9 protein-coding genes are annotated in these 12,859 nt (G+C 33.1%); 6 read left to right on the forward strand and 3 right to left on the reverse strand.

The annotated features are described in order from the left end of the window. Positions 1–19: 19 nt before the first annotated feature. On the forward strand, positions 20–598 hold the full coding sequence (locus J8L88_RS01690; protein ID WP_027394587.1) for a phosphoribosylglycinamide formyltransferase: 579 nt from the start codon (positions 20–22) through the stop codon (positions 596–598). Between the two features lie 2 nt (positions 599–600). Continuing rightward, positions 601–1,236, forward strand: a complete 636-nt coding sequence (locus J8L88_RS01695; protein ID WP_027394588.1) for a viroplasmin family protein — start codon at positions 601–603, stop codon at positions 1,234–1,236. 96 nt (positions 1,237–1,332) lie between these two features. Here J8L88_RS01695 and J8L88_RS01700 read toward each other — a convergent pair whose 3' ends face one another. Beyond that, positions 1,333–2,403, reverse strand: coding sequence for a matrixin family metalloprotease (locus tag J8L88_RS01700; RefSeq protein WP_051336246.1), 1,071 nt, complete (start codon positions 2,401–2,403; stop codon positions 1,333–1,335). Between the two features lie 243 nt (positions 2,404–2,646). Continuing rightward, the gene (locus J8L88_RS01705) at positions 2,647–3,723 is read right to left on the reverse strand and encodes a carbohydrate-binding protein (protein ID WP_211059784.1); all 1,077 of its coding nucleotides are present in this window, start codon (positions 3,721–3,723) and stop codon (positions 2,647–2,649) included. A 270-nt stretch (positions 3,724–3,993) separates the two neighbouring features. Here J8L88_RS01705 and J8L88_RS01710 point away from each other — a divergent pair, with 270 nt between their 5' ends. Together J8L88_RS01710 and J8L88_RS01715 are read left to right on the forward strand one after the other, a co-directional pair. Then, positions 3,994–4,923, forward strand: coding sequence for a PfkB family carbohydrate kinase (locus J8L88_RS01710; protein ID WP_027394589.1), 930 nt, complete (start codon positions 3,994–3,996; stop codon positions 4,921–4,923). A gap of 104 nt (positions 4,924–5,027) precedes the next feature. After that, entirely contained in the window at positions 5,028–6,926 is a 1,899-nt protein-coding gene (locus J8L88_RS01715) for an amidophosphoribosyltransferase (RefSeq protein ID WP_118388225.1), read from the forward strand. 268 nt (positions 6,927–7,194) lie between these two features. Here the strand turns inward: J8L88_RS01715 and J8L88_RS01720 are convergent, their stop codons facing one another. After that, positions 7,195–7,803 (reverse strand): superoxide dismutase, encoded by a 609-nt coding sequence (locus J8L88_RS01720; protein ID WP_211059785.1) that lies wholly within the window; start codon positions 7,801–7,803, stop codon positions 7,195–7,197. A 202-nt stretch (positions 7,804–8,005) separates the two neighbouring features. Between J8L88_RS01720 and J8L88_RS01725 the strand changes: the two genes are divergently transcribed. Both J8L88_RS01725 and J8L88_RS01730 read left to right on the forward strand, forming a co-directional pair. After that, positions 8,006–11,158 (forward strand): exodeoxyribonuclease V subunit beta, encoded by a 3,153-nt coding sequence (locus J8L88_RS01725; RefSeq protein WP_211059786.1) that lies wholly within the window; start codon positions 8,006–8,008, stop codon positions 11,156–11,158. A gap of 284 nt (positions 11,159–11,442) precedes the next feature. Further along, positions 11,443–12,837, forward strand: coding sequence for an OmpA family protein (locus tag J8L88_RS01730; RefSeq protein WP_211059787.1), 1,395 nt, complete (start codon positions 11,443–11,445; stop codon positions 12,835–12,837). Positions 12,838–12,859: the final 22 nt, after the last annotated feature.

The following is a 12,859-nucleotide window of genomic DNA, read 5'->3' on the forward strand; positions in this document are numbered from 1 at the left end:
CTCTAAAACAACTCTATCTATGAAGCGTATCATAATTTTTGCTTCCGGTTCCGGTACCAATGCCGAGAATATAATTAAATACTTTCAAGAACGGAAAAATGCCGAGGTTACACATGTGTTTTCTAACAACCTGCGTGCCAAAGTTTTAAAACGTGCTCATGACCTTAAGGTAAAGGCCTTACACTTTGATAAAGAATCATTTTATACGTCTAATGATGTATTAAATATATTAAAGGACGCACAGCCTGATGTAATAGTTTTGGCGGGATTCTTATGGATTTTTCCTAAAAAGATTATTGATATTTTTCCTAATAAAGTGATTAATATACATCCAGCATTACTTCCTAAATATGGTGGAAAAGGAATGTATGGTAACCACGTGCATGAGGCAGTAGTAAGAAATAAGGAAAAAGAAACAGGTATAACTATTCATTATGTGAATGAACATTATGATGAAGGTGCCATTATTTTTCAGGCAAAAACTCCTGTAGAGCAGCATTACTCAGCTGATGATGTCGCTAGGGCAATTCATGAATTAGAATATAAACACTTTCCTATCGTTATAGAAGAACTTTTGTTTTCTGAAGGAGATAAATAATTATGGCAAAAAAGGAAAAGTTTTATGTTGTCTGGGAAGGACACAAACCTGGAATTTATACCAAATGGGATGATTGTAAAGCTGCGGTAAAAGGATATGCAAGTGCAAAATTTAAGTCATTCGAATCTTTTGATTTGGCCAAAAAGGCATACAATGGTAATTATGAAGATTATAAAGGGAAAAGTAAACCTAAATCTTCTCTTACTAAGGAACAATTGGCAAAAATAGGAGAACCTAACTTATATTCTATTGCAGTAGATGCAGCATCAAGCGGAAATCCTGGTAAGATGGAATATAGAGGCGTGGATACACAAACAGAGAAGCAACTTTTTCATCAAGGTCCTTTTCCTCAGGGAACAAATAATATAGGTGAATTTTTGGCTTTAGTACACGGATTGGCATATCTAAAAAAGAAAGGAAGCGATCGAATTTTATATACAGATTCTAGAATTGCTATGGGTTGGGTGCAAAAAAAAATGTGTAAGACAAGACTAACACGTAATTCTAAGAATAGAGAGATGTTTGATTTGGTGGATCGTGCAATTCTGTGGCTCAAAGAAAATAAATATACTACTACAATTGTGAAATGGGAGACCAAAGCCTGGGGAGAAATTCCAGCTGATTTTGGTAGGAAATAAAATTCCGAATACTACCTAATTACTATTGTTAAAAAAAATGCTCTGAAATTTTTATCAGAGCATTTTTTAATATTTTACTTGTTTTGTGAATGATTTTTATCCACCACAAGGTCCTAGGTTACTCCATCCTGAAGCAGTTCTTTGGTATAAATCTCCATTATAAGTCACTTGATCTCCAGTAGAATACGAAGTACTACCATTGTATGGAGCTACACCATCACAAGGATCAGTGCTAACGGGACCACACGCTCCAAGATTAGACCATCCACTAGCAGTTCTTTGGTATAAATCTCCGTTATAAGTTACTTGATCTCCAACGGAATATGAAACACCTCCGCTATATGGAGCTACTCCGGCACAAGGATCACCACCTGTATCAGGAAATGGATAGATGGAACCAATAAAAGCTTTGTCGGTTGCAGATAATTGATTGTTAGAACCTACTCCAACTCCATCTAATGTGTGTTCTGCAGGAATTGGGTAATGCATAATTGATAGAGGGTCATATGTGCTATAATTAGTAATACTAGCCTCATAACGTCTAAAAAGGTTATTATCAACTTGTGCTCTAGACCAATTATTTGGTGGTCCAGCATAGTATGCGTAAACAGTTTCTTTATCCCAATTAATTCCAGCAACAGGATTCTGATGCTCATGAATTAATCCCAATGCATGTCCAAATTCGTGGATTGTTGTTCTTCTAAATTCTGCATCCGTGGTACTATCATTAAACCACCCAAAATGCATACTATGTGCAAAATCGTTAGAATCAGTTCCTAAATAAGACCATGAACCTGCTTCATTTGCATATTGACCTTCTCTAAAAGCAATTTTGATGTTTGCACTACTGTTTGAAGAAACCCATTCAAACTTAAGGTTTGCATAGTCTTCCCATTGCACAGCATATTGTCTAACCTTAGATTGAACAAAGCTGCTTCCGTTTAAAAATTTTATTCTAATCGTTTGACCTGTTTCCCATTGTTTATCTTTAACGCTGGTAGCTTTTGCGCCATAAGGAGAATCCCACTTAGCAATACATACATGTGCACTTTTAGCATAATCAATTTCATTCGTTTCAAAAACATCTTCTGTATCCTTATCACAATTTGAAAGAGAAAATGAGACTAGTGTAGCCAGAGCTAGTCTGGCGAACTTATTTGTTTTCATAATGTAGTTGAGTTTGTTAAATATTTCATAAAATTAACACAATTTTAGTAAGAAAACAAGTTTTTTTGAAGGAAAATAATTTTTAACCGTAAAATTATTATGGTAAAATCATAAAAACATCAATTAATATCAGTGCTGATAAAATTGTTAAAATTGAATAGAAGTACCCTGTTGTTTATACTTCAGGGTACTTCTATTTATTACTTATAATGGTGTTATTTAAGCAATAAGTTTTTGTGATTATTAGCTACCGCATGCTCCAAGGTTATTCCATCCACTTGCAGTTCTTTGGTATAGATTTCCTTGATAGGTCACTTTATCACCAATAGAATAAGAAGTACTACCACTATATGCAGCTACTCCATCACAAATATCAGTACTAGGAACACTATCACAAGCTCCAAGATTATTCCATCCATTTGCAGTTCTTTGGTATAAATTACCTTGATAAGTTACTTTATCACCTACAGAATAAGAAGTATTATTATTATAAGCTGCTACACCATCACAGTTGCCTCCACCAGAAGTAGTACCTGGATAAATAGAAGCTATAAAAGATTTATCTGTTGCTGATAGTTGCGTATTACTTCCTACAGCAACACCATCTGTAGTGTGTTCTGCTGGAATAGGATAGTGCATAATAGATTTTGGATCGTATACACTGTAGTTCGAAATATTAGCATCATAACGTCTGAAAAGATTATTGTCTACCTGATCTCTACTCCAGTTGTTAGGTGGTCCTGCGTAATATGCATATACTGCTTCTTTATCCCAGTTTATGCCCGCTACAGGATTCTGATGTTCGTGAATTAAACCAAGTGCATGTCCAAATTCGTGAATAGTAGTTCTTCTGAATTCTGTATCGGAAGTATTGTTGTTAAACCACCCAAAATGCATACTGTGCGCTTGATTATTCGAATCGGTTCCAAGATATGACCAAGATCCTCCATCATTTGCAAATTGGCCTTCTCTAAAACCAATTTTAATGTTTGCACTACTATTAGACGCCACCCATTCAAATTTAATGTTAGCATGATTTTCCCATTCTACAGCATACTGTCTTACTTTGGATTGAACAAAGTTATTTCCATTTAAAAACTTTACTCGGATAGTTTGACCAGTTTGCCACTGTTTGGCTTTTAGGCTAGCAGCTTTAGAATTGTTGTCGCCTGTGTTCCATTTTTCGATACAAACATGAGCTGATTTTGCAGCTGTATTTTGATTCGATTCAAAAACATCTTCAGAATCTTTTTCACAATTAAATAATGAAAATGAAATCAAAGTTGTTAAAACCAGTTTAGTTAATTTGGCTTTTTTCATAATAATATAAAGTTTGTGTATTAGTTATATAGAAAACAGTTATAAATATGAAGACCCTACCTTTTCTAGGTAAAATATCTTTCATTAAATATTTTATTTACAAACGATTTTTAGTTTTTTAGGAAGTAATTATGAGGTGTAAAAAGTTTATATTAAGTAACAATACGTTCTTTTAAACACATGAAGATTATTGAAGTAACCAAGTTTGTTACAATCATATAATTACTTAAAAGTAAAGCGTATATTTGCAAAAAAATTATAAGCTATTTTATGAGCAAATTATTGATAGTAGGTTCTGTTGCTTTTGATGCAATCGAGACGCCTTTTGGCAAAACAGACAAAATTTTAGGTGGAGCAGCACCTTATATCGCACTTTCGGCTTCTAACTTTAATATTCCATCAGCAATTGTTTCGGTTGTTGGAGAAGATTTTCCTAAAGACTATTTTAAAACACTAGAAGAAAAGAATATTGATACTTCTGCAATAAAAATTGTAGAAGGTGGAAAAACTTTTTTCTGGAGAGGTAAGTATCACAATGATTTAAATTCTAGAGATACTTTAGAAACGCAGCTTAATGTACTTGCAGATTTTCAGCCGGTTGTTCCGGATAGTTATAAAGATGCTGAGATTGTAGTATTAGGTAATTTAAACCCACTGGTTCAGCTTAGTGTTCTTGAACAGTTTGAGGTAAAGCCAAAGTTAGCAATACTAGATACTATGAACTTTTGGATGGAAGATGCATTTATCAATGATTTGCATAAAGTAATTGCCAAAGTAGATGTTATTACTATCAATGATGAAGAAGCAAGGCAGTTAAGTGGTGAATATTCTTTGGTTAAAGCAGCAAGAGTGATAGAAAAGATGGGGCCTAAATATGTGGTAATTAAAAAGGGAGAACACGGAGCGCTGTTATTTCATAATGGTCAAATTTTCTTTGCTCCTGCATTACCATTAGAAGAAGTTTTTGATCCAACTGGAGCCGGAGATACTTTTGCAGGAGGTTTTGCAGGGTATTTGACAAAAACGGGAGACCTTTCATTTGAGAGTATGAAGAAAGCAATTATTCACGCTTCTAATTTGGCTTCCTTTTGTGTAGAGAAATTTGGAACGGAAAGAATGGAGAATTTAAAACGGGAAGAAGTTCAGAAACGACTTCAGCAATTTAAGGAACTTACGCAGTTTGAAATAGAATTGTCTTAATGATAAATAATTAGCCCTGCTCGTTTCGTGTAAGGGCTTTTTTAATTGGCTATTAATATTAGACCTACGATATACAAACACAACAATAGAATTTTTGGAATACAATGAGTGATGCCTTAAAACATGAATGCGGAATAGCATTTATTAGACTACTAAAACCATTAGAGTATTATAAGGAGAAATACGGAAGTGCATTTTATGGAGTAAATAAAATGTATCTGATGATGGAAAAGCAACATAATCGTGGACAAGATGGAGCCGGATTTTCAAGTATCAAATTAGATACACCTCCAGGAGAGAGATATATAAGTAGAGTTCGTTCGAGCGACTCTCAGCCAATTCAGCATATATTCTCCCAGATTAATGATAGAATTAATAAAGAACTTGTCGAACATCCAGAGTATGCTGATGATGTTGATTTACAGAAAAAAAACATTCCATATATAGGAGAGGTTCTTTTAGGTCATGTTCGTTATGGAACTTTTGGAAAAAACAGTGTAGAAAGCGTCCATCCGTTTTTGAGACAAAATAATTGGATGCATCGTAATCTTATCGTGGCGGGTAACTTTAATATGACTAATAATAATGTGCTATTTGATAATTTGGTACGATTAGGTCAGCATCCAAAAGATCATGTTGATACCGTTACTGTGATGGAGAAAATTGGACATTTTTTAGATTCTGAAGTAGCTAAATTATATAAGAAACTGAAAAAAGAAGGTTTTAGTAAAGTTGATGCATCTCCACAAATTGTAGAAAGATTAAACGTTGCCAAAATACTTAAAAAATCTTCAAGAGATTGGGATGGAGGATATGCAATGGCAGGAATGTTAGGACATGGAGATGCTTTTGTGCTTAGAGATCCTGCAGGAATAAGACCTGCTTATTATTATCAGGATGATGAGGTAGTTGTAGTGGCTTCAGAAAGACCAGTGATTCAAACGGTGTTTAATGTTCCTTTTGATAAAGTGATCGAATTGGACCCTGGAAAAGCCATTATTGTTAAAAAGAATGGAAAAACATCTATAAGTAAGATCATTGAACCTTTAGAAAGAAAAGCGTGTTCTTTTGAACGTATTTATTTTTCTAGAGGGAGTGACGCCGAAATTTATGAAGAAAGAAAAAAACTAGGGAAACTTATAATGCCACAGGTGTTAAAAGAAATTAATCACGATACAGTGAATACAGTGTTTTCTTTTATTCCTAATACTGCAGAAACTTCCTTTTACGGAATGGTAGAGGCAGCTCAGGATGAACTTAATAAACAAAAAAATGAAACGATACTTTCTGAAAAAGAGTCATTAACAGACGAACGTTTGTCAGAAATACTTTCTGCTAGACTTAGGACAGAAAAATTAGCTATTAAAGATGCTAAACTAAGAACGTTTATAACAGAAGACAGTAGTAGAGATGATTTAGTAGCTCACGTATATGATGTTACATATGGTGTAGTAAAATCTGAAGATAATTTGGTGATCATAGATGATAGTATCGTAAGGGGTACTACATTAAAGAAGAGTATTATCAAGATGCTTGATAGACTAAAGCCAAAAAAGATTATTGTAGTTTCTTCTGCACCGCAGATTCGTTATCCTGATTGTTATGGAATTGATATGGCCAGGCTAGAAGGGCTTATTGCTTTTAAAGCTTCATTAGCTTTACTAAAAGAGAATGGTAATTATGATTTAGTAGAACAGGTATATGAAAAGTGTAAGGCGCAGGAAAATCTAGCAGATGAAGATGTTCAGAATTTTGTGAAAGAAATATATGAAGGTTTTACGGATCAAGAAATAAGTGATAAGATCGCTGAATTGTTAAGTGATGAAACAGTAAATGCAGAAATAAAAATTATTTATCAAACTGTGGATAATCTACATATTGCGTGCCCTAAGAATTTAGGAGACTGGTACTTTACAGGAGATTATCCTACTATTGGGGGTAATAGAGTAGTGAACAAAGCATTTATAAACTTTTTCGAAGGTAAAGATGAGCGAGCGTACTAAAAAAATAATTTTCTGCGTTGTTAAAATCAGTTAATTTGTGTATTTCAACAAGTATTTTAGCTTTTCATCTAAAACATTTTTACACAATGAAATAACGCTTTATATTAGCAGAGCCATAGCATAAGTAGGTTAAGTTCATGGTAGATTTGGGGCAAAAAAAGGTGGACTTTCCACCTTTTTTTATTTTATAATATTTCGTAAAATATTTATATAAAAAAAGAGTCGTATTGTATATATGACTCTTTTTCTTTTTTATATGACTGAACTATTATTTGCCCTTAGCGTATCTGGTAGAAACTTCATCCCAATTAATTACATTAAAAAAAGCATTAATATAATCAGGTCTACGATTTTGGTAGTTTAAATAATAAGCGTGTTCCCAAACATCTAACCCTAAAATTGGAGTACCTCCACAACCAGTACTTGGCATTAAAGGATTGTCTTGGTTAGGAGTTGAACAAACTTCTACTTTACCGCCTTCTAGAACACAAAGCCAAGCCCATCCAGAACCAAATTGTGTTGCTGCTGCTTTAGAAAAAGCATCTTTAAAAGCTTCAAAAGAACCAAAAGTATTATTTATTGCATCAGCTAACTCACCAGAAGGAGCGCCTCCTCCATTTGGAGACATGATTTCCCAAAATAAGCTGTGATTATAAAAACCACCACCATTATTTCTAACAGCTCCATTAGACATATCTAGGTTTATCAGAATATTTTCTATAGTCTTACCGTCTAAATCTGTACCAGAAATAGCCGCATTTAATTTACTAGTGTATCCAGCATGATGCTTATCATGATGAATTTCCATGGTACGAGCGTCTATATTAGGTTCTAGTGCATCAAAGGCATAGTTTAATTTTGGTAATTCGAATGACATAATCTATTTTTTAGTTAATAAGAAAAAAATGAAACCAAATTTAGGAATAAGAGCGATGAATAAAAATTAATATCTGTTATAAATTAATTAAATTGATTTTTTTTCAAACACCTTCTTATGATCTAATAGAGTTAAATTTATTTTTAATAGTAATTCGACTTTGAAAACTACGCTTTTTTGATACTTTAGTAAAAAAACAGACTTGAAATCTCCATATCCCTTTACAATTTATAACGCAGCAGCAGGCGCTGGAAAAACCTATACATTAGTAAAGTCATATTTGATAGCACTATTTACTGGTGAGTATCAAGATGCTTATAAAAATATTTTGGCGATTACTTTTACAAATAAAGCTGTTAGTGAGATGAAAACTAGAGTTTTGGAAAACCTAGTTGGGTTAAGTAATGTAGAACTATCATCAAAGTATCAATCTTTATTGGATGATATTATTAAGGAAACTGGTTTAGAGGAACAAATAATAAAGAAAAAAGCCGATAGGATTCTTAAAAGCATATTGCATAATTATGCAGCTTTTGATATCGTAACAATAGATACATTTACGCATCGAGTAATAAGAACATTTGCCCGCGATTTGGGTATCCCTATGAATTTTGAAATAGAAATGGATACTGAATCACTAATTGAAGAGTCAGTCGATGCTATTATAGCTAAAGTAGGAGAGGATAAAGAGCTTACAAAAACGATTATAGATTTTGCATTAAGTAAATTAGAAGATGATAAGAATTGGGATATTACAGTTGAGTTAAATAAGATAGCACGTCTATTATTTAGTGAAAATGATCGTATGCACTTGGATAATCTTTCTGATAAAACAGCAGAAGATTTTAAAGGCTTAAAAACGACTCTGATTTCAAGAATTTCAAAGGATAAAAAGAGTATTATTTCAAGTTCTAAAGAAGTTCTGGATCAAATAAGAGAAAACGGAATAGAACATAAAGATTTTACTCGTGGATCAATTCCGGCCCATTTTAAAAAATTAGAACAAGGGGATACTAATGTTGATTTCAAGGCTTCTTGGAAACAGAGTATTCAAGCGGCTTCATTTTATGGCGCTAAGTTGGATGTAGTTAAGAAAGAATCGATAGATGCAATACGTTCTTTGATCGAACAAGTTTTTTTAGATACGAAGCAAAAAATTCTTACCATAAAGCTTTATGAAAATATTATTAAAAATTTAATTCCGCTTTCTGTATTAAATATTATTAATAAAGAACTTCAAAATATTAAAAAAGAAAGAAGTATTTTACTGATATCGGAGTTTAATAAAATAATCAGTGAAGCAATTCAAGACCAACCTGCGCCTTTTATATATGAGAGACTAGGTGAACGTTATAGGGACTATTTTATAGATGAGTTTCAGGATACCTCGGAGCTCCAATGGAATAATATGATCCCTTTAATTGATAATGCAATATCTTCTGAAACATTAAGTGGTAAAAGAGGGCAATTGACGATAGTAGGAGATGCTAAACAAGCCATATATCGATGGAGAGGAGGAAAAGCAGAACAGTTTATTGATTTGTCCTTGGATCAAAATCCATTTTCTATTGAAGAAAAACAGGTTCTGAATTTACCCAGAAATTATCGCAGTCATCAAGAGATTATTAGGTTTAATAATGATTTATTTACTTTTTTATCAAATGATTTCAGTAATGATTTACATAAGAAATTATATCTACTAGGAAATAATCAGGAATATAATGATAAGAAAGAAGGATATGTAAAACTTTCTTTTATAGAGGCTAAAAACGTAACAGAAGAAAATGAACTTTATCCAGAGAAAGTCTATGATTCGGTTTTAGAACTTAGGGGAAAAGGATATTTGTTAAATGAAATATGCATCCTAACCAGAAAACAAAAGGAAGGAGCTTTGATTGCTGATTTTTTAACAGAAAAAGGGCTTTCGATTATTTCATCAGAAACGCTATTGCTTAAAAATGATCCTAAAGTATGTTTTGTTATCGATATGCTTACTTGGTTTGTGTATCCAGATGAACTGTTGTCTAAAACAAGAATTTTAAATTTTATTACAGAGGAGTTTTCTATTTCAGAACAGCATCGTTTTTTAAGCAAATTAGTTTTTACAAATAAAAGAGAGTTTTGCGATCAACTTAAATTATTAGGAATAGATTTTAGTTTTCATCAATTAGATATAAAGCCTTTTTATGAAGCCGTAGAATACATAGTAAGTAGTTTTAAACTCACGGAAGCATCACCAGCATATGTGCAGTTTCTTTTGGATGTAATTTTTGCGTACACTCAAAAAAACGCAGAAGGTGTTGTAGGGTTCTTATCTTACTGGGAGCATAAAAAGGAGAAATTAAGTATCATAGCTCCCGAAGGAGAAGAAGCAATTCAAATAATGACCATACATAAATCTAAAGGATTAGAATTTCCTTGTGTGATTTATCCATATGCGAATATTGATATTTATAGGGAAATAGAACCAAAAACATGGTTTCCGGTTTCTAAAAATGATTTTAATGGGTTTGAAGAGGTTTTTATAAACTATAGCAAACAGTTGTCAGAATATAGTACAAAGGCAGAACAGATTGTGCGGGAGCATCAATCTCAATTAGAGTTAGATACTTTTAATTTATTATACGTTGCTTTAACGAGAGCAGAAGAGCAGCTATATGTTATTTCTAAAGCGGAAATTAACAGTAAAGGAGAAACAAATTTCAATAAATTTTCAGGGAAACTTATTAATTATTTAAAACATATTGGTAGATGGAATAATGAACAACTGTTGTATGAATTTGGGAATCCTAAAAAACCAGATACAGAAGGTATAGTTAATGATTCAAAAACAAAAAACATAGTACTTCGTAGGCTAGGGAATTCTCAAAAGAAATACAAAGTATATGTCGTAACTAATTCAGGAAAACTGTGGGGTACGTTGCAGGAATCTGCTATAGAAAAAGGAAATGTAATTCATGAATTAATGGCTTCTATTTATACCTATAAAGATTTAGATAGCGTGGTGGAAAATGCATTAGAAACCGGCTTAATAAGTCATTTAGATAAAGAATCGCTTCATAAGGAGTTAAAAATGGTGTTAGATCACCCAGAACTCTTTAAATATTTTTCGGATAGTAATATCGTACTAAACGAAAGGGATATCATTTCAAATGGTCAGATCTATCGACCTGATAGAGTTACAATTGACTCTAACGGGTTTGCTTCTGTAATTGACTATAAGACAGGAGAATATAGTTCGTCTCATGCTAAACAACTTGAGGAGTACAGCATGCTTCTTCAAAAGTTAGGATACAAACTAAGTAAAAAGATACTAGTATATTTTAACACCGAAATCACTTTAAAATATATATAAATAACAATTATTTTCGTAATTACTAGTAGAAATTTACGGATAAAAAATATTTTTATCTTATAATTGTACCGTAATTATAAAAATTAGAATCATAAATTTCGGCTTAATACGTCATTTTTTTCACATTTGTAAAGGGCTTAGGGACTTAAAATAAGGCTTCAAAAACTTCGCAAAGGTCGATATACACTGGCCTATTAAGAAAAATTTATTAGTTTTGTCTTTGACAGTAATTTTTAACATATTACATTTGCTCTAATTAACACTTAAAAATTAAATTATTGAATATGAAACATCTTAGCAGATTTTTAGTGGCTTCGTTATTAGTACTTGGGTTTAGTACTGCGAATGCACAGGATGAAAACAACCCTTGGGCAGTATCGATTGGCGTTAATGCTGTTGATATTTTTCCTACCGGAGGAGATTTACCTATACAAGGAGAAATCTTTGACGAGTTTTTTAACGCTACGGACCACTGGAACATTCTTCCATCTGTATCTAAACTATCAGTTGGTAGATATATAGGAGACGGATTTACTTTTACTGTTGCTGGTACAGTTAACAAAATTGATAAATTAGGAGAAACCGCTGATGGAACTCAAGTTAGCGCTAATGACTTATCTTATTACGCAGCAGATGCAAGAATAAGTTATAGTTTTAAAAATGTTTTAAAAACTAAATGGTTTGATCCTTACCTAGGAGTAGGTGGAGGTTACACTTGGCTTGATGAAATTGGTGCAGGAACTCTAAACGGTTCTTTAGGTGTTAATTTTTGGTTAACTGAAAACTTAGCTTTTAACTTACAGAGTACTTACAAGCACGTATTCGAAGATTACGAGGTTAGTAACTACCCTCCAACTCACTTCCAACATTCTGCTGGACTTACTTTCGCTTTCGGAGGTAAAGATACTGATGGTGATGGTGTATTTGATAAAGACGACGAGTGTATTGACGTTCCTGGTTTAGCTGAATTTAATGGATGTCCTGATACTGATGGTGATGGAATCACTGATGCTAAAGATGACTGTCCAGATGTTGCTGGTACAGCTGAATTTAACGGATGTGCTGATACTGACGGTGACGGAATTGCTGATCCTAAAGATGAGTGTCCTACAGTTGCTGGTTTAGCTAACTTAAACGGATGTCCTGATGCTGATGGTGATGGAATCACTGACGCTAAAGACGGTTGTCCTAACGAAGCTGGTCCTGCTGCTAATAACGGATGTCCTTACCAAGATAAAGATGGTGACGGAGTATTAGACAAAGACGATAACTGTCCTGATGTTGCTGGTACTGTTGCTAACAATGGTTGTCCTGAAGTAACTGAAGAAATTCAGAAAACATTAAACGAGTATGCTGCTCAAGTATTATTTGACTCAGGTAAGTCAACTATCAAAGATCAGTCTACTAAAGTATTAAACGATATCATTAAGATTCTTAAAGAATATCCTACTGCTAAATTTACTGTAGAAGGACATACTGATAGTCAAGGTGCTGCTAAATCTAACCAAAGATTATCTGATTCTAGAGCTAACGCTGTTAAGAATTTCTTAACTGAAAATGGAATCGATCAGTTTAGATTATCTGCTGTTGGATATGGAGAAGATAGACCAATCGCTTCTAACAAAACAAGAGCTGGTAGAGCACAAAACAGACGTGTAGAGATCAACTTAGTGAAGTAATTATTTTTCACTAAATAAATAT

Origin of the sequence: Aquimarina sp. MMG015, from assembly GCF_018100855.1 — a bacterium.
Classification (GTDB): domain Bacteria; phylum Bacteroidota; class Bacteroidia; order Flavobacteriales; family Flavobacteriaceae; genus Aquimarina; species Aquimarina latercula.